Annotated in this window: 14 protein-coding genes; 2 read left to right on the top strand and 12 right to left on the bottom strand. The window is 33.0% G+C overall.

The window, feature by feature from the left end; translation table 11 throughout:
* Positions 1 to 96: 96 nt before the first annotated feature.
* Positions 97 to 1,146 carry a transporter gene (locus GXK57_RS01210; protein ID WP_160670228.1) on the top strand — a complete coding sequence of 350 codons (1,050 nt, stop codon included), beginning with the start codon at positions 97 to 99 and terminating at the stop codon, positions 1,144 to 1,146.
* Between the two features lie 195 nt (positions 1,147 to 1,341).
* On the opposite strand, the gene GXK57_RS01205 is transcribed toward GXK57_RS01210, so the two are convergent.
* Positions 1,342 to 2,139 (bottom strand): alpha/beta hydrolase, encoded by a 798-nt coding sequence (locus GXK57_RS01205; protein WP_160670225.1) that lies wholly within the window; start codon positions 2,137 to 2,139, stop codon positions 1,342 to 1,344.
* Between the two features lie 509 nt (positions 2,140 to 2,648).
* Here GXK57_RS01205 and GXK57_RS01200 point away from each other — a divergent pair.
* The gene (locus GXK57_RS01200) at positions 2,649 to 3,554 is read left to right on the top strand and encodes a radical SAM protein (RefSeq protein WP_160670222.1); all 906 of its coding nucleotides are present in this window, start codon (positions 2,649 to 2,651) and stop codon (positions 3,552 to 3,554) included.
* Positions 3,555 to 3,826: 272 nt separating this feature from the next.
* On the opposite strand, the gene GXK57_RS01195 is transcribed toward GXK57_RS01200, so the two are convergent.
* The 11 genes from GXK57_RS01195 to GXK57_RS01145 form a co-directional block, all read right to left on the bottom strand.
* Complete coding sequence (locus GXK57_RS01195) at positions 3,827 to 6,088, bottom strand: HAMP domain-containing sensor histidine kinase (protein WP_160670219.1); 2,262 nt, start codon at positions 6,086 to 6,088, stop codon at positions 3,827 to 3,829.
* Positions 6,060 to 6,761 (bottom strand): response regulator transcription factor, encoded by a 702-nt coding sequence (locus tag GXK57_RS01190; protein WP_160670216.1) that lies wholly within the window; start codon positions 6,759 to 6,761, stop codon positions 6,060 to 6,062. The genes GXK57_RS01195 and GXK57_RS01190 overlap by 29 nt, the downstream gene beginning before the upstream one ends.
* Before the next feature lie 198 nt (positions 6,762 to 6,959).
* The gene (locus GXK57_RS01185; protein ID WP_160670213.1) at positions 6,960 to 8,747 is read right to left on the bottom strand and encodes a heme NO-binding domain-containing protein; all 1,788 of its coding nucleotides are present in this window, start codon (positions 8,745 to 8,747) and stop codon (positions 6,960 to 6,962) included.
* Positions 8,748 to 8,988: 241 nt separating this feature from the next.
* Complete coding sequence (locus tag GXK57_RS01180) at positions 8,989 to 10,347, bottom strand: peptidoglycan-binding domain-containing protein (RefSeq protein WP_160670210.1); 1,359 nt, start codon at positions 10,345 to 10,347, stop codon at positions 8,989 to 8,991.
* A gap of 131 nt (positions 10,348 to 10,478) precedes the next feature.
* A complete protein-coding gene (locus GXK57_RS01175) occupies positions 10,479 to 14,618 on the bottom strand; it encodes a S8 family peptidase (RefSeq protein WP_243156349.1) in 4,140 nt (1,379 codons plus the stop codon).
* A gap of 95 nt (positions 14,619 to 14,713) precedes the next feature.
* Positions 14,714 to 15,400 (bottom strand): LexA family transcriptional regulator, encoded by a 687-nt coding sequence (locus GXK57_RS01170; RefSeq protein ID WP_160670204.1) that lies wholly within the window; start codon positions 15,398 to 15,400, stop codon positions 14,714 to 14,716.
* Positions 15,401 to 15,769, bottom strand: a complete 369-nt coding sequence (locus GXK57_RS01165; protein WP_160670202.1) for a DUF3783 domain-containing protein — start codon at positions 15,767 to 15,769, stop codon at positions 15,401 to 15,403.
* A 223-nt stretch (positions 15,770 to 15,992) separates the two neighbouring features.
* Positions 15,993 to 16,505 carry a peptidylprolyl isomerase gene (locus GXK57_RS01160; RefSeq protein WP_160670199.1) on the bottom strand — a complete coding sequence of 171 codons (513 nt, stop codon included), beginning with the start codon at positions 16,503 to 16,505 and terminating at the stop codon, positions 15,993 to 15,995.
* A 368-nt stretch (positions 16,506 to 16,873) separates the two neighbouring features.
* On the bottom strand, positions 16,874 to 17,143 hold the full coding sequence (locus GXK57_RS01155) for an STAS-like domain-containing protein (RefSeq protein ID WP_160670196.1): 270 nt from the start codon (positions 17,141 to 17,143) through the stop codon (positions 16,874 to 16,876).
* Positions 17,144 to 17,296: 153 nt separating this feature from the next.
* Complete coding sequence (murI, locus tag GXK57_RS01150) at positions 17,297 to 18,073, bottom strand: glutamate racemase (RefSeq protein ID WP_160670193.1); 777 nt, start codon at positions 18,071 to 18,073, stop codon at positions 17,297 to 17,299.
* A 170-nt stretch (positions 18,074 to 18,243) separates the two neighbouring features.
* The gene (locus GXK57_RS01145) at positions 18,244 to 20,331 is read right to left on the bottom strand and encodes a glutamine synthetase III (RefSeq protein ID WP_160670190.1); all 2,088 of its coding nucleotides are present in this window, start codon (positions 20,329 to 20,331) and stop codon (positions 18,244 to 18,246) included.
* Positions 20,332 to 20,438 lie beyond the last annotated feature (107 nt).

Raw genomic sequence — 20,438 nt, 5'->3', positions numbered from 1 at the left:
AAGTTACTTATAAGCAAAATATTATTTAAAGTTTTTAGAATAAATGTTGGACAATCCCTATATACTTATTATGAACAATACATATGGAGGGATAACGTGAAAAAAGAAGCCCTAAAGGTGTTTCAAATAGCTGCTGTGTTTATAGGCACAATCGTAGGAGCAGGATTAGCTTCTGGAAAAGAAATAACTCAATTCTTTACTTCTTATGGATATAAGAGCTTTATCGGTATAATTTTTTGTGGACTATTCTACATAGCTATGTGTTCCATAATGGCTAAGATTAGTATTTCATTTAATTTAAGTTCCTATGGGGAAGTAATAAACGTAGTAAGTCCTAATTTTTTAGGAAAGATAACAGGAGCTATAACTACACTTTATCTTATATCTTCTGCTTCAATAATACTGGCAGGAAGCGGCGCTCTTTTAAACCAGTTCTTTGGTATTCCCAAAATACTAGGCACCTTAATTATGGCTACAGCGGCGTTGCTAGCACTAACTCGTGAAACTTCTGGTTTGATAGAAGTTAACTCATTTATAGTTCCATCACTGGTATTAGTTATTTCAACAATATTAATCTTGTATTTAGTTTTCTATAAAGATGTGATTACCATAACTCATCTTAGAAGTCTAGGAGCTCAAAAGAACAATTGGTGGCTATCAACAATTCTTTACTCTGGATACAACATCCTGTGCTGTTCAGGTGTAATGGTTCCTTTGAGTACAGAAATGAAAAAGACTAAGACTATGATAATAGGAATATCTATCGGTGCAATAGGACTAACACTGTTATGTATGGCTATAAATCTAATGCTTATGTTAAATCAACCATATATATATGAATATGAAATCCCACTCTTATACATCACAAACAGATTCGGAAGAGTTATTCAAGTGGTGCTTCTTGCTATAATATGGTTAGAAATGTTTTCAACTGAAGTATCTGACGTATACTCAATTTCTAAAACCTTAGATAAATCTTTTAATATAAAGTATGATACTGCAATTTTCCTAGTAATTGGACTAGCTATATTAGTATCCCAAATTGGCTTCACTAACTTAATATCTACTCTTTACCCTATGTTTGGAGTTTTAAGCCTTATATTTATAAGCCAATGCCTATATTTCTACTTTAAGAAACTAAAGTAGCTAATATTTAAAAGATGTTTGTTGAAAAAATATAAAAGCTTATCAATAAAAGCCATGTATAAAAAGGTATTTCTTTACCATCTTATGCCTGGCTTCTTTTTCTTTAATCTTTATAAAATTTTAAATATGCTCTTTTATTATTCACATAGACTCATATAAAGCTTAATACCGCTTAGCAAAATTACAATAATTAGATTAACTAAATTTCTGAGTACCTCTATGATACCTATATTCACCTTGCTTTAATAAAGTTTTTATCATATTAACCCATTCTTTTGGCTCTTTAAATAATAATTCTTCATGGTTCAGGCCAACTAAACCAATTATCTCAGCCTCAGGAAAATGCTTTTTATATCTACCTACCAGCTTATCAACATCTTCCTTCATTCCAAATATACAATGAACTTTGGTTTTCTTTATTCTTATATTATCATCAATTGTCATTATTAAGTCAGTATAGTATTCCTTATATAAAGTTTCATAGGTTGTATTTTTATAAATCACTTTATGCAAGTCTTCTAGATATTTTTTACTTTCCTCTGATCTAACAAATAACTTAAGAATGCCTTTTATTTCTCCATCCCTAGCATATTTATAAAATACCCTTGCTAATATTATTGAGCAAATTATTGCTTTTACCCCTGACATATAGTCAAAGTCTGTACTTCCAGTAATAGCATGATCCATTAATACATTTCCTCTTTCCAGCAGCTTGGCCACAATGGAACCGCCTAAAGAAGAGCCATAAATGGCAAATATCTTATTATCATAATTAGTTTTAATATATGCCTCTAATTTATCCACTTCTTCTGATATAGAAATCAGCTCAGTACTATCATTGTCATCATACCCAGTTATAGCCACACAAACTACATAATACTGATCTATTAGTCCTTCTATAGCCTGTCCAAAGCTCAATTGCCAGTGACTTGCTGTACCATGTATTAAAAACAGTGATGGATTATTCTTATCACCAAACTCATAAAACTTCATTCTTATTTCCTCCAATTTATTTCTAATAAAAGTTAAAAGTTTTGCTGCACTAAGTTGATTGTTGAACAATTTACTATATGTTAATTCATCACTTCAAAAATTTAAAAAATCATACATTACCTTGATTATAAACCTTCAGGAAATTTATGTATACAACGTGATTAATGCCTACAATTTAAAGTATTGATAACTTGATTTTTAAAGATTATTTTTAGAAGTACATTTGATATTAGAAGGCTCAAAACTATATTTATTAAAACAAATATTTATATGATTTTATAATTAAAAACTCATATAAATATATAGTTATAATGAGGACTACCAAGGTTTTTCATATAATTTTATAGAGATTAAATACAATATTTATGATATTATTTATTTAGATTTTTATTAAGAAGTTCCTATATCGAAAATTAGTTTATTATTGTTGGAAAATATAAGTTCCCTTGGTTTTTCTGACACTTATAAATTAATAGTTGAGTTAAAAACTATATATTGAGGTGTTAATATTGAGTTATTTGGATATGTTAAAGAGCTGTGAGCTTTGTAATAGAAGCTGTAAAGTAAACAGATTAGATGGCAGCGTAGGCTTTTGTAAGGCCAGCGAGAAAATAAAGGTAGCTAGAGCAGAGCTTCACTTTTGGGAGGAGCCCTGTGTATCTGGAAGTGAAGGATCTGGAACAGTGTTCTTTTCTCACTGTAATCTAGGATGTGTTTTCTGTCAGAATCATGAGATAAGTCAACAGTACAACGGTAAAGAAATAACTATTGAAAGATTGAGCGAAATATTTCTAGAACTTCAAGAAAAAAAAGCTAATAATATAAACCTAGTTACTCCTACACATTATGTTCCTCAGATTATTGAAGCTTTGAACCTTGCTAAAAGCAAAGGTCTAAGTATACCTATACTTTACAACACTAATGGATATGATTCCTTAGATACCATTAAGGCTTTAGATGGACTTATAGATGTATATCTTCCAGATTACAAATACTTTAGTGACAAATACGCTGTTAACTACTCAAAAGCTAAGGATTATACTAAAAATATAAACGCAGTAATCAGTGAGATGCTAAGACAAGTTGGAACACCCCAATTTGATGAAAGAGGTATCATAAAAAAAGGAGTAATAGTAAGACATCTTATGCTTCCAGGTCTTCTTTTTGATAGCAAAAAGGTCATTGATGATATCTTTAATTCCTTTGGCAATGATGTATACATAAGCATAATGAATCAGTATACTCCTATGCATAGGGCCAATGAATATCCAGAAATAAATAGAGTTCTAAACCCTAACCACTATGATTCTCTTATAGACTATGCTTTGTCTATAGGAGTTACCAATGGCTTTATACAAGACTCTGGCACTAACAGCGAAACTTTCGTACCATCTTTTAAAAATGAAGGCGTATAAAATAAGAAGTTTTTATTAATCTATACTAAAAAATTCTAGTCACTAAACTTAGATTAATCAAAAGTTTGGCTATGTTCAACAATATTGTTGAAATTAAGTGGTTATGAAGTAGCTGCTATATGAGCGAGTAATTAGCGCAAGCTCATTTAATCATAGGATCACTGACCACTTAATTTCAGCAAAGTACTTCAAACAGAAAAAAAATTATATAAAGTGAAAACATGCATAAGGACACAGTTAAATGCCTTTCTGCATGTTTTTTCTTAGAATATCTATTTTACTTCAGTAAATTCCATTATTACCTTAAAAAGATCTCCGTCTATTTCTATATTGAAAACTCCCTTTTGAAGCTCTACCAAGCTTTTAGCTATAGCAAGTCCAAGTCCAGAACCTTCTGTATTTCTTGATTTATCTCCCCTTTTGAATCTTTCAACTAACTCTTCCGAGTCTATTTCCAATTCATAAGCTGAGATATTCTTCATCGATATCTTTATCTTTCCGTCTTCATTGACCATTAAAATATAAACCCTAGTTCTATTCAAGGAATACTTAAGTATATTGGTTATTAGGTTCTCAAACACTCTCCAAAGCTTTTTACCATCAGCCATTATATATAACTTTTCTTCTGGATAACTAACTCTAAAGTCCAACTCTGCTTCTTTTATCTTTTCTTCAAATTCCGCTAAGGTTTGCTTGAGAAGCGAGCTTACCTCTACCTTTTCTATATTTAACTCTAAAGCTCCACTGGCAGCCTTAGAAGCTTCGAAAAGATCTTCTATTAGAACTTTTAATCTTTGAGACTTTCTATCTAAGACTTTAATATAATCCCTCATCTCTTCAGGAGAAATATCATCTTTTTTTAGCAAATCTACATAGTTAATAATAGAAGTTAATGGAGTCTTTAGATCATGAGATACATTAGTTATAAGCTCCGTCTTTAATCTATCGCTTTTAACCTCATTCTCTATAGAATTCTTAAGTCCAGCCTTCATGTTATTTATATTATTAGCCAATCTAGCTAGGTTTCCTTTTCCTTTGGCTTCTATGCTATAGTTTAAGTCTCCACTACATATTCTTTCAGCTCCTATAATTATTTTATTTATCATAGCAACATTCCTAAAACTGTAGGCAATCGTAAATAAACTAAATAATATTACAAAAGCTAATAGTATTAACCCTAATATCATTTCATCAGGACTAAACAATAAAATAATAAAAATCGTAGCCGACAATATAATTACTAAAGTAATAATCACAAAGCACATTAGCTTAAAAAATACACTTTTTATATATAACATTTCTTTTATTGTTCTAGCAATCCTCTTAAAAAACAAATGTATCTTGTGCAGAATTGAACTGTTAAAAATTACGCTTCTTATACTGTTATCCCTCATCCTATCAATATCTTTTATTAAGATGAATAAAGATGTAGATGTCAGAATAATGGCTAAAGCTATATATGAATAATCTCTTGAAGAAAACACATAAAATAATCTAGAATCCGTCATTATGAAAAACGTTATACAGAAGCTAGTAATTATAAATGCTAACTTAATTTCAATAGGTATTCTATCTAAAAGATTTAAATTTTTAATCTCATCAGTTCTTCTTTCTCTTATTAACATAAATAAACTCACTGCTAGAAGTACTGCTGCTATTAAAGCTACAAGTGTCTCTCCATACATAGTTGCCTTCAAGTCAAGGTATTTTATATATTGTAAATACAAAGCGTCTCCCTCAGTTATATACTTGTTAACACTTAGATATACAGTATTACCAGCTAAGAATCCTGCTAAATCATCTAGCATATCCTTACTATTACTAGAATCAGAAAACTTTATATTACAATCATAGGTAGTCGGCAGTACATCATAATCTTGAGAATAATTTCTAATATAAAAGCCCATATTCTTACTTATTGCTTTCTTAAAATCATCTATGCTATAACTAGTACTATTACTTATATTTGATTTTACGGTTTTATCTTTGTTGTTTATAATATAATATTTTAGATTTTTATAAGAATTAAGTTTATTATCTAACATTTTTAGGGATTCTAACTTAACATCTATTATCTCATTTTTTATTGTAACTACATCATTTATCTGCTTTTCATATTTCTCAGTTACTTGTTTAATTTGTTCATTCTTTTCCTTGTTTAACTTACTTTCTTCATCTTTGTCTTGTCTATTCTGTGCATCGCTAATTTTATAAGAAAAATTATTATTTATATTATTAACTTCCTTTTCCAACTGATCTTTCAGATCATTTTGTTTGACCTTCACCTCATCATCAGGGACAGTTTTTACATAGTCTTCATTTTTATATTTTTGTACATAATCAACTAAATCCTCACTTATATTTCTTAATCTAACCATAAAGTCAGAGGTTTTATAAAAACCATCTTCCTCAATATACTCGCTATGCTCAAAAACATCATACCCAACAAACAATATAGTCACCAGAGAGAATACAGCTACCCATGATGCAATTACCTTTAGAAACTTACTTTTGCTTTTCGACTTTATATCCAATTCCCCACACCACCTTCAAGTATTTCGGCTCCTTAGGATTTATTTCAATCTTTTCTCTTATTCTCCTTATATGAACCGCTACTGTATTTTCACTGTTATAGCTTGGTTCATTCCATACTATTTCATATATCTCATCTATAGAAAAAACTCTTCCCTGATTTGATATCAGAAGTTCTAAGATTTTATATTCTCTTGGAGTTAGTTTAATTTCTTCTCCATCAACTGAGACACTTTTATCTAAAGTATTGAGAACTAAACCACCTGCTCTTAACTCACCCTTTTCTAAACTCTTATAATTGCCAAGATTTAAATATCTTCTCAGCTGAGATTTCACTCTTGCCACAAGCTCTAAGGGATTGAAAGGCTTTGTTATATAGTCATCAGCTCCCATATTAAGTCCTAAGACCTTATCCGCGTCTTCTGATTTTGCGGACAAAATTATTATAGGGATATTCCTCTCCTCCCTTATCCTAAAAGTAGCCTTTAATCCATCCAATCTAGGCATCATTATATCCATTAAAATCAAGTGAATGTCGTTGTCCATCAAAATTTCTAAAGCCTCTAACCCATCGTAGGCCTTAAACACCTTTAACCCTTCATTCATAAGATATATCTCAATAGCATCGGTTATTTCTTTTTCGTCATCTACCACTAAAACATTGTACTTTGCCAAAGTCTCTTCCCCCTATTAATACAATTCTACAATATTATACCATGCAACTCCCTCCTAAACCTTTTCTTTAATAATATAGCTAAAATCTTACAAACTACTTTTCATATTTCTTAAGTTTTTCTTACGAAAAACAAAAAAGCTACCCAGCACGAATCTTGTATCAATTCGCATTAGGTAGCATTTATTATGTATTAAAGACTATATATTATACTTAGCTAATTCCTTCTTAAATACATCTATTATTCCTTCAATCTTTCTTATGCTCTCAATGGTCTTGTCTATTTCCTTCTTGTAGTCATCAATGCTTGCACTTACAGTTTCTGAAGCTGCTGCATTTTCTACTGCTATAGCAGCTAAGGAATCTATACTCTTAAACATCTCTTGTATAGAATCAGCTTCTCTATTAAGAGCTTCAATAGAAGTATTTATTGCTTGTGAAACTTCTTGTATTGAATTCTTAGCCTCAAAGCTTATATCCTTAACATCTCTAAGTGAGGAAGTCTCTGTTTCCAGTATCTTATACTGATCATCTATATTGTCAACTAGTACATTTATGTCTTTAGCAAAGGTGTCTAGATTTGAGTTTATTTCACCAACAGCATCCTTTGATTGTTCTGCTAACTTTCTTATAGATTCAGCAACAACTGCGAAGCCTCTACCTTGTTCACCTGCTCTAGCTGCTTCTATAGAAGCATTTAGAGCTAGTAGATTAGTCTGTTCTGATATTCCAGAAACGATAGATACTATACTAGTTATATCTAAAGCTTTTTCTTGTAGTCTTCTTCCACTATCTTTTACTCCCATAAAGGATTTAAGTGATTCTTCTATATTCCTGCTTGACTTTTCTACATGCTCGTAGCTGTCACCTATCTTTAAAACAGCTTTATCAAGCTCAGCTTTATTCTTATTTTCACTGCTTACCAATGAATTTATTTCCTCAATGTTATTATTTATTTGAGTTACTAGTTTTTCTGTATTTATATCTTGCTCTGTTGCCATATCTGCAACTTGTCCAGAAAATCCGCTGATTTCATCAGTAGTAAACTTCATAGATTCTGTTATATCAAACATATTCTTTGAAAATACATTCATTTCATCTGTAACACTATTAAAGGAAGTTAAGTCTTGAGACCACATATTCTTAACTCCAACAATACTATTGAATATGTCTTCGAACATATCCTTAGATTCCAGCTGAAAATTACTATACTTTCTTTCTGCCATAGCATTAAGCTCATTTATTATTACCTTTCTTGGAGAAAGCATAATACTTGTGAATAAAGCAGATATAACAGAGGCAACTCCAGCTAATATAAGACCATTGATAGTTCCAGCTAGTATTACTCCTAGAATAGCTGTAACTACAAAAGTTGGTATAGCTGACTTTATGCCTATATTTCTTATAAAGCCAAGAGATAGGATTTTATTAATTCTAAACTTTTTCCTATTTATTATTTCATATTGAAAAGTTAATTTAAGAGAAAGTGAAGTCTCTGTCCTTGCAACTTCTTCTATTGTTATCTCTTCACCAAACCTTTTAGCACTTCCGATAAGTAACCCTTGAAAATAATCAAACATTCCTCTTGGTGAATTATATACAAATATAGCTTGATTCTTGCTTACTGGCTCTAATTGAAAAGCAGGAGGCTTCGCTCCAGCAAACTTTCTCATTATAACAGCATGTACATCATTCATTGCTTTTAAGAATGTATATAAATTTAACTTTCTGAAGAAAGCTGGGTAATCATTATAAAAAGTATCTATGTTATTTTCACCTAATATGTGCCAAAGCCTTCCTATCTCCATCTGCCTAACTTCGGCTATGTATCTTATCACATTTCCTATTACCTTATCATCTACATTCTCTAGTGGTGTAAAAATCTTATTGCTATCCCAAGAGACCTTAGTCATAGCACTATCTACAACATCATCTCCGTAAAGTCTTCTACAAGTCTTAAGCCACGTAGAAACTACTGTACCTTTCATAAGAATCCTCCTTATTATTTAATAACCATTATCATCTCTATTAATTATACTCCTATTATACGAAAATAAATAGTCATAGAAAGACAATAATTCGCCAATATTCTACACAATTTTTGTATACTATTCCATTATAGTTAGCTTTATTAAAAATATAAATATATAATCTATCTATTTAATAAAAATAAGCAGACTACCTAAAGTAGCCTGCATTGTATTTGTATTGTATATAAAAAAGTTGTCCTTAATATAAATCATCAAAATATTGTACATAAGGCACATCATCATTTCTGTAAATATTAGTTGATGGTGGGAAAAATGTTCTCTCTACTCCCACTTCTTTTGTATCATAGCTACTACCTCTAAGCTCAGCTATTTTACTAACACCTACATATACATCAGAAATCTTATACCAGGTAGCGTAATCTACGACTCCTGTTTGCGGCAAATTAAATACACTTTGGAATACCTTAACTGAATTTGCAGTGTTAGGGCCATAATCTCCATCTACTGATAGCTTTGGAATAAGAGGATATGCTACAGATATTCTATTTAAAAAGGTCTGTACAGTCCTTACAGGTTCTCCTTTTGCACCTACAGTAAGATTATATCCAGGGTAAGAGCTTGGGATTCCTTTTACCTGATCAGCTCTAGTGAGCTCAAGATCTGTACCATAAAAGCTTGTTAGTATATCAAAAGGTGCTTTCCCTTCGTCGCCAAGATATTTGCTGCCCCACTGTGTGAGCCAACCTGGGCACTGAACATTTTTACCATCACAATATTGAGTTAGCAGTGGCTGTCTTCTTCCTGGTCTCTTTACGTAGGATGAAAATATATCATCTGCTATTCTGTCTATATTGTCAAATATGTTTCTGCCATAACTAAAAGCATGGTCATAGGCAGTAGAACTTGTTATATCAAAGTTTTTTCCTTTTCCTCTATACCACTCTGTGTATATTCTATTGAGAGTAAATGATATTATACAATATAAATTTGCCCTTATAGTATTATCAGTCCAAGTAGGAAATATTTCAGAGCTAGCTACGTTCTTTATATAATCTTTGTATTTAACTGTGTAGTTAGGTGCCGAAGCATCATTAGGAACACCTTGATGGACTACTACATATTCAGGAACAACAGGATAAGGAAGTACTACGCCACTAGCTGGAGGCGGCATAACCTTTTCTGGAGACTCTGGTATCTTAGGTGGAAAGTTGCCCACAAGTTTATTAGGTAATATAACTATGATGTCCTGCTGCTGTCTGGTATTAGATACTGGTATCATCCTGCACTGCTGAAAAGCAACTCTATCAGGGTAAACTTGACAGCCTCTTACAAATAGTGGCTCAAAACCATCCCTTTCTACTCTAACATCTGCAAGACTATAAGGAATTTGATTTGTTGGAGTTTGTGAATAATTTAATGGCGGTGTATCTAACGGAACCTGTTGTGTTAATCCTGAAGAATCTGTAACAAGTTGTATAGTCTTAGCATTAGGTGAGACAAATTGACCAGTGGGACTTATAGTTATCCTTGCTCTATCCAAAGGAACATAATTGTCCCCTTGAAAACATTGAATTTTCAAATCACCCCTAAATGGCATTACGTGACTCCTTTAAAATTTCTCTCTAATATATTATGATTTTAATAAAACTTTTGTGAACAATATGATTACTTTTAATTTATATAATACATTATATTTTGAGAGCCTTTATTATAAATTATATATTAGATTTATCTACTAGACTTCGGTATTCTAATCAACAGATTCCCCTTACTATACTGTATAAACTCCTCGCTTTCTATATACAAGTTGTTCTCAGTATTTAATTTCTGTCTTCTTGCTTGATTTTTATCATTACTTTCAACATTCTGTCCGAGTACTTCTACTGCTGAATCCTCTTTCATGTTTATAGCACTTCTTATGTTGTCAAATACTCCTTTCATATTAAGCATACCGTATCCCCACTGTGGGTTAGGATATACGTCACCTTCTCGTTTTGTAGCTCCTCTATATAGATAAGTCTTTATATTGGCTGCATACATGGTAGGATCATTCTTCTCCACTACTCCCCATTGCAAAAGTATTGCACAGCAACCAGCAGTAACTGCACCAGCCACACTTGCACCGGAAATAGTAACTGTCCCACCTCCAACATCTGTAGTAAGTGCATTAATACCACCGGCTGCTATATCTGGCTTTATCCTATTATCTCTAGTGTATCCTCTGCCAGATTCACCAACTGTTGCATTATTATTCTGGTTATAGTAGGCAACAGCTATTATTCTTCTTGAGGTAGCTGGCAGTGTAAGTGTGGTATATTGGTTTCCACTCAAAAACTTAGTATCCGGTGCTAAAAGTTCTTTTTGAAGAAGATATGAATCATACCTTCCGGTAACCACCAAATCACCAATAATCTTAAACTGCCATATTCCTTCTCTTATGTTCTCCGCTCTTATTACTATTCTTTCATCACCAGTGGTATTTTCAGGAATAAAGTACTCTATATTCATTTTAGTTCTTTCGTAAACAAAATTTACATCTATTGCTTGATTCAATCTAGGAGGGATCCTTTGGATTATCTCTCCAGAAGGAGATACAATAGATAATGAATATTTATCCGGCTTTCCTACCCAAATATCTATTAATATATTTCTTTGGTTCTTGCCTATTCTTAATTCAATAATGCTGCTATCACCATTTTTAGTTAAGGTTCCAGTAGTATGGTTATCAGCTTCACCTTGATTGCCTACAGTAGTAACTACAATTATCCCCCTAATTTTACAAACTTCATCTATATACCTTTCCATAGATGAGTTGCCATCATGGGAGCCTAGGTTAGTTCCTAGCGGTATATATATTACCATAGGTCTTCTAAGTTCAAGCGCTAGATTGTAAAGATATTTTATACCTAATAACACATCCACATTTCCATAGCTACCACGTTCTCCATCATAAGCATAAAAATAATCTAAGGACCCTTGGGGAGCTTCCTTTAGCTTAACTATAGCTAGATCACTTCCTGGTGCTGCTCCAACTAAAGCTGGATTTTTACCTCTTGCTGCAGCGAGTCCTGCCATATGTGTCCCATGTCCAATCTCATCTTTTGTAGGTACTATAGCATAAGGGTCGGTTCCGGCTCTTTTAGCCTTGATAGCACTATTTATCTGCTGTTCTGTGTATACTGTTCCAAAAGGGAAGCCTATGGGAATTTGATTTGGAGTTTGAATGGTCTGATCCCATATTCTAACTACCCTAGAGGTATCATCTTCCCTTATAAACTCTTCATTTAAATAGTCTATACCAGTATCTACAATACCTATTATTACGCCACTGCCATCCAGAGGAAGATATACATTATTATGAAACAATGTGGCTTGTGAAGCTTCTACTGGAGATAACGCTGATAAGGTATATAGTCTTCCCGTATCCAGGTTAACCACCTCAGGTACACTTTTTGCAATTTCAAATACTCTATTTATTGGCGCTACTAATACCGCATTAAATTCATCTAATATGAGAACATCAGCATCTGGATAATTACTTATAGCTCGCTTAATATCTCCTTGATACTCGATAGCAAAGTATCTGTAGTTAGGATTTAAAAATAAATTGCCCTCTGCACTGATTTGCAGATTTTGGTTCGGCCCACCTTCTTGAGCTATCTGAGGCGTCACTTGTATAGTTCCAGTTTGACCAGTAGCCCCCCCTGTTGCAGGTTGATTGCTTAATCCTGTAGTTCCACCAAATCCAGTGTTGCCAGTTACTCCTTGTGTATTAATTAGTTGATCTCCCTGTGCTGTAGCAACGGTCTGACCTACCTGAAATTGATTTCCTTGAAAACTATTTGTACCTGTACTTTCCGCACCTATGGCAACTCCTTGAGTTTGACTTTGCTGACTTGAACCTATACCAGTAGCACCAGATACACCTATCTGACCTTGATTTTGCTGTACACCTAAATCAGTAGTTGTTCCTGCGGCATTCTGTTGAAGCTGTTGAGTATTATTACCAGCACCTTGATTAGTACCGGACACAGTCCCAGGCTGCTGATTTTGTATTATTGCATTTTGTTGCGGTGGATTTTGTGGGCTGTTAGGAGTAACACTTTGCTCTATGTTCTCTTGTCTATAATCGTCACTCAATTGATATAATCTTCCTTCTTGAGATGCTTTCAATAGTGAAAATGCATTATCTGCACATGCAGTACCATATCCCCAGCTTGGATTTGGATATACAACATCTGTTCTTTCCCTCTTTGCCGCTCTCATAAGGTAATACTTTAATCTATCCCCAAATAGGAAAGGATCATTTTTATTGACAATACCCCATTGAAGAAGTAAAGCACATATTCCTGCCACATGAGGAGCAGCCATAGAAGTGCCACTCTTTGAATCAAAACCTCCCCCTTCTACTGATGATAATATGCCTTCACCTGGTGCGGATAAGTCTGGTTTATTGAAGGAAACATTTAAAAGTCGTCCTCTTCCTGAAAAAGGAGATAGATTATTAGTTCTATAATCATAGCTGCCTACAGAAATAGCAGCTTCAACTGTCGCTGGAATTCCTAAGGTATTATATACATTAGGCTGTAGGAATCTAGTATTAGGATTTAATCCTTCGGTAATTGGCATCCAAATATCATAAAGTCCTCTATATTGATTTAAGGTTTTTATTGTAAGCCCCCATTCTCCAGGACTTATATTTTCTCCCACAGGAACAAAGCTTATTATTATTTCTCCAGATATATCAAAGGGTCTAGGGCCTGTATTGTAGATGAGGCATCTGTTGCCACCTATAGTAACATCCTTATAACCCTCACTTAAGACTATATCTCCACTCCTAACGCCAGAAGGTGTAGTTAAAACTATTGATAAGTTACTGAGAAGTGGCTTATAAAGCTGAAGGGATAGTCTAGGTTCACCTTCTGATACTGTAAATCCTATATTTATCTGATCTCTTAATTCTCCTCCTACATGGTGAGCCGCTTCACCTTCATTACCTGCAGCTATAACTATAGCCACTCTCTCTAGAGTACATACTGTTTGTATATACTGCTCGAAAAGACTAGTTCCATTGTGTGCACCATCATTTGTACTTAAGCTTATATTTATAACCAGAGGCTTATTCAACTCTGCCGACTTATCAATTAGAAACCTTATTCCTCTCATTATCTGAGTACTAAGTGCATAATTTGCAAAGCCATACCGAGTGGTTTTTACCATTGCTATAGAGCTCTCATAAGCTACGCCATAATACTGCCTATCTATATTACCTCCAGCACACGCAATGCCTGCAACATGAGTTCCATGACCTATAGGGTCAGTTATATCAACTATAGTTAGTGGATTTGGAGATCTTAATGCTTGATTTATAGTATTCCTATCATAGACTTTTCCCAAGGTGCTTAAGTCATATATATAATCTATTCTAGTAGTCCCATCAGCGTTTCTGAAAGCTGGATGAGTGTAATCAATACCTGTATCTATAAAACCTACTAATACACCTGCTCCAGTGGAATTGTATTCACTATAAACTTGTGGCACACAAGCGGCTCTATTACTGTTAATATCCGATGTAAATAGCACCTTTGGTAGCTCTGCATATTGAACCCCTTGCAATTCAGATATTCTATTGATATCCACAGCTTTAATAGTTACTATTCCAAACCCAAAGCCCAAGTTTTCAAGCTTTCCACCGATTTTATCCACAGATTGCACAACTTTATCCACATTATCCCCAAATAATACAACAACCTCTATACTTCCTTGATTTATCGTCTCGTTTTCTGATATCTTCGAAAGTTTTCCTACTAATTCATTTGGTACGTTGGCTAATAGATTAAGTGATGCATCAAATTTTCCGGTATCTATAGTAAATTCCTCCTAAAAATCTTTCCATATACTAAATTATTCAAAAAATAATAGAGTAATGCACCGCATTACTCTATTATTGTATAAATATTTAATTATAATATTATTTCTAATCTATCTAGCTTCCCAATAAGCTTTATGTCCTTAACATTAGCAGTTTCAGTTTTTACAGTACCTTTATTACTGATAAGAAGCACTTTTGTACTATCAAGTTTCTTTATCTGTCTTATAACCCTATTGTTATTAAATTCTAATAAGCAAATAGTGTTGTTTTCAACTTCTTTTATGCTATGACAAAAAGCAATATCTCCCTCAGTGATTCTGAAGCCTGACATATCATCATTTTCTACCTTTATATAGAAAACCTTATCTATGCTATGTCCTTCTATTTTGTTAGAGTGTAGTACCATTTCTTTGTAGTCATACACTTTTGTCATTGAATAATCATAAATTGGAACTCTCTTAAGCACTGAACCAAAAGCTTGATTCCAAACTTCGTCAGTATCACCCTTTGGTGCAGCTTCTGACTTTTTAGGTTCATAAACCTTCTTAACTTCTTTTTCTTTTCTTAGGTCTTCATCAGTAACAACCATGTTTACATCATTTAGATTTGTATTAAGTACTTTAGCAATTTTCTCTATAAGAGCTTCGTTGAGTATTCTTTTACCCATTTCAACTTCATTTATAAACTTTTCTGCCACACCTAACTTTTTAGCTAGAACCTTTTGAGATATTCCCGCATCTGTTCTTGCTTGTTTTATCTTCTCTCCTACCCTACTCAATTAAACTCTTCCTTTCTGCTTTTTATACCACTCTCTTTCTTCTATTAAGTGTTCTATTAAATAACTAAAAGTCCACTCACTTGAAGTTGGAGTAACCACTGCCAATATGGAATTCTTAACTGTAGCTCTAACTATCTTTATAAGATCATGCAATTCCTTGTCTTCAAAATTATTAAATATTAGAACCTTTTCTTGCGGAGTAGCTTTATCTGCCACAGTTTCAAACTTTAATCCAGAAACCAAATCCTTAATCTTCATATTAGCCATTTCAGTGGTTATTACAATAAACTTATTCTTTGTAATCTCTAATTCACTTAATTCTTCCTTTTCCAACCCATAGGCTAAAATACATTTTTGATTATCTAGCACCTTAAACACCTCCATTCCATACTTTAATATTCTTAGTATAAGTTTACCACTTCGTAACGAACCTTATATTTTCAAATTCTCCTCTAAGAACCCAGAGTGGCCTTGAAAATAGATTTCTGATCGAAGTGGTAAATCTTTATATCCTGCTTAATACTATTATTATTTTGAAAAAATCTATACTAAAATACTGTGTTGAAATTATACTTAGCTTAAAATAGCTGTATTATAGTGTTTCTGGTTCTCCGATTTCATCTGCACCTTCAACAGTTACTTTTTCCATAACTTGATCTTCATAAGGCTTATCGCTATAGTCTGTCTTTGTCGCTACAATGCTATCAACAACATCTAAGCCTTCAGTTACCTTTCCAAAAGCTGCATATTGGCCATCTAAGTGTGGAGCATCTGCAACCATTATAAAGAATTGGCTGCCAGCAGAATCTGGATGACCTGATCTAGCCATTGAAAGAACTCCCTTTGTATGTTTCAAGTCATTTTTAACACCATTAGCTGAAAATTCACCTTTTATTGAATATCCTGGGCCACCAACACCTATACCTTGTGGATCTCCTCCTTGTATAACAAAGCCTGGTATTACTCTATGAAAAATCACTCCATCATAAAATCCTTTTTTAATTAAAGATACGAAATTCTTAACAGTATTTGGAGCTACCTCTGGATAAAGTTCTGCCTTTATAACCCCACCTTGTGCCATTTTTATAGTAACTATTGGATTCATAATAATTCTCCTTTCAAGATACAGAAATATAATCTATATTATTGACAATATTTCCTTGTTAAATTCTACATAGGTAAATTATATAATACTTTAAGGGTTAATATCAATAATTGCTATCAGTACATAAAATGGTAATTTATTAATAACTTATAAATTAATTTAAATTATCTAACTATAATTACTCATAGCCTTGTCTAAAATATAGTTTAATAAAAGACAAAAACTAATAAAGGAGTATATTCAAGAACTACCTCTTAAATACACTCCTTTATCATTGATGCCATATAATAGTCTTTGACCATTTCAGAATAAAACTCCTAGCAGATACTTAGATTTTTCATCTTAATGTCTTTCTACATAAAACTACATTAATTGAAAGTTGTTCCCCTAACAACTCTAGAGTAATCTGTAGAATTTGATAAGTTTTTAACATTTATGTGTGAAATAATAAAATCTCTACCGTTCTTGTTTATTAAATCAGTAAACAAGCAGCATAAAAAAGTGGTTGGAACTCTATCAAATCCTTCAAAATCTAATTCAATTTCTTCCCCAATGTTTTCTTGTATTAGTTCTCTTAGCACTATAGCATCCTCTACAGCAAAATTTTCCCCTAAAAACTTTCTTACATTAACCTTCATAAGATCATCCCCTTGATATATATTCATAAAGAATTAATATTCTTTTTTTACAATTTTCAGATAATTCATCCTCTATATATAATATATCAAGAACAGCGTATTTTGTCAATATTTTAACAAACTTTTTTTATGATATTTTTATTGTTTTTATAGTTATTCTAATAGTCTATAACTAAGCTCTATAATCTTATTATTTTTCAAAGAATTATATATCTTTATTTGCCCTTTTCTACCTTTATCACCCAATGTACCATTCTTGCCTAGTCTTCTTCTTAACTCCTTAGCAGTACCTTCACTACCGTCTATAAGTATAGCCTTATCTCCTAAAACTTTAGATATAGCTTTTTTTACAAAAGGATAATGAGTACATCCTAAAACAACCGCTGATATAGTATCTTTATCTATATCTTGAAATTTGTTTTCTAGAAATTGTACTAACTCATCCCCTTCAGTAACTCCAGACTCTATAAGTTCTACTAATCCTGCACAAGGCAATGGAATTATATCAGCCTCTTCAGCATATCTGTCCATTAACTTCTTAAACTTCTTCTCAGCAAGTGTCATTGGTGTAGCCATTATTATTATCTTACCACCATCACTCAATTCTACTGCAGGTTTTAGCGCAGGCTCTATCCCAATAATAGGAATGTCCTTATAGTGAGCTCTAAGCTCATCAATAGCCGCTGAAGTTGCAGTGTTGCAAGCTACTACTAACGCTTTAACGCCTTCCTTTATTAAGAACTCTGCTGCATTAAAGGTTAGTTCTTTCACTTCATCAACAGTTTTAGTTCCGTAAGGAGCATTTTTAGAATCTCCAAAATATATATAATCTTCCCAAGGCATAAATTCTATAGCCTTTTTCATTACACTTAATCCACCTACCCCTGAATCAAAAAATCCAATAGGCTTTATATTTTCATTCTTTCCCATATATATCACCCCATGCTATAGTCTCTAAAGTTATTTTATTACTTTACAACTAATAAATCCAATTTTTTTTATTGTAATAATACAAATAAGAGCTGTGTATCAGCGTTTTATAAACGCCAATGCCACAGCTCCTTATAATTTACTAAAGAATAAATTATCTTTCTTGAATATTAAACGTTAAATAGTAATTCACCATAAGTTGGTAAAGGCCAAACTTCCTTATCAACTAAAGTTTCAAGCTTATCTGCAACAGCTCTTACTGCTTGCATCTTTTCAAACACATCAAACTTATAGAAATGAGCAACTTCATATGAGTCTCCTTCTAAAGCTTGTGCCTTTTCAACTGAAGCTTCTAATTCAGCAACGTTTTTCTTTAATGCTACTGCAAGTTCGTCCACTTCGCCTAAAAGTTCAACTTGAACTCCTGCAGCTGCACCAGCAGCCTTAACAGCGCTGATTGATTGAGCTAAGCCTGTCTCAAACTTGATAACAGCTGGTAGTATTTGACGTTTAGCAATCTCAAGTGTTGTTTCTGCTTCTATATTTGTAGTCTTAGCATAGTTTTCTAGATTTACATCATAACGAGCATGCATTTCTAGCTTGCTTAATACGCCATGCTTTTCCATTAATGCTACGTTCTTTTCTGTTATATAAGCCTTAGTAGCTTCAACAGTTGTCTTTATATTTGGAAGACCTCTCTTTTCAGCTTCAGCTACCCATTCATCAGAGTAACCATTTCCGTTGAATATGATCTTTCCATGTTCCTTAACAATTTCAGTTAATATTGCAGTTATTTCAGCATCTAAGTCTGAAGCCTTTTCAAGTCTATCAGCAACTTCTGAAAGAACTTCAGCTACTATTGTATTTAAAACTGTATTACAATCAGCTATATTTCCTGAAGATGGAACCATTCTGAACTCAAACTTATTACCAGTGAAAGCAAATGGTGATGTTCTATTTCTATCTGTTGGATCCTTAACTAACTTAGGTAATGCTGCAGCACCTAAATCTAACACTCCTGCTGGTAAAGATGAAGTTAATTCACCTTTTTCAATTTGTTCAATTAGATCTTGTAATTGATCTCCTAAGAATATTGATATTATAGCTGGTGGTGCTTCATTAGCTCCCAATCTATGGTCATTACCAGGATTTGCAGCAGAAGCTCTTAATAAATCTGAATATTCATTAACAGCCTTGATAACTGATGTTAAGAATAATAAGAATTGCTTATTATCATGTGGTGCATCAGTAGGATCAAGAAGATTTTGTCCATCATCTGTGCTCATTGACCAGTTATTGTGCTTACCTGAACCATTAACCCCTGCAAATGGCTTCTCATGTAATAAGCATACTAATCCATGTCTTAAAGCAACTTTCTTCATTACATCCATTGTTAATTGATTGTTGTCTGTAGCTACATTAGTTGTACCGAATATTGGTGCTAACTCATGTTGAGCTGGTGCAACTTCATTATGCTTTGTCTTAACTGATATTCCAAGTGACCAAAGTTCTTTATCTAAATCCTTCATGAAGTCGGATATTCTTTCTTTTAATGAACCGAAGTAATGATCTTCTAATTCTTGTCCCTTTGCAGGTTTAGCCCCAAATAAAGTTCTTCCAGTATATATAAGGTCTGGACGCTTGTCATATAATTTCTTATCAACTATAAAATACTCTTGTTCAGGTCCAACTGTAGTTGTTACCTTAGTAGCTGTAGTATTTCCTAGAGCCTTTAAAACTCTTAAAGCTTCTTTTGAAAGAGCTTCCATTGAGCGAAGTAATGGAATCTTCTTATCAAGTGCTTCACCAGTATATGAAACAAATGCTGTAGGAATATATAAAGTTCCATCCTTAACAAAAGCAGGAGAAGTTATATCCCAAGCAGTGTATCCTCTTGCAGCACATGTAGCTCTGCTACCGCCTGATGGGAAAGAAGATGCATCTGGTTCTCCTTTTATTAATTCTTTACCTGTAAACTCTAGCATAACCTTACCGTCACCTGTAGGATTGATAAATGAATCATGCTTTTCTGCAGTAATACCAGTTAGTGGTTGGAACCAATGAGTAAAATGTGTAGCCCCTTTTTCAACTGCCCAATCCTTTAATGCTGAAGCGACAACATCAGCTGTAGCTAAATCTACAGCTACCCCATCTGCAGCTGCCTTTTTAACAGCCTTATAAGTAGCCTTAGGAAGACGTTCCTTCATAGTTGCATCGTTAAATACATTTACACCGTATAAATCACCAAAATTGCTCATCGTAATAGCCCCTTTCGTATTCAAACCCTTTTTACACAAAACGTGCCTATCTTTTAATTTGCTATTCAAAATTATAGCATCCTAAATTTCTACAATCATCAAATCCG

The sequence above is a fragment of the Clostridium sp. C8-1-8 genome, assembly GCF_009928445.1.
Classification (GTDB): Bacteria; Bacillota; Clostridia; order Clostridiales; family Clostridiaceae; genus Clostridium_AR.
Note: the sequence above shows the minus strand (reverse complement) of the source record. Positions and strands in the feature narration are given on the sequence as shown.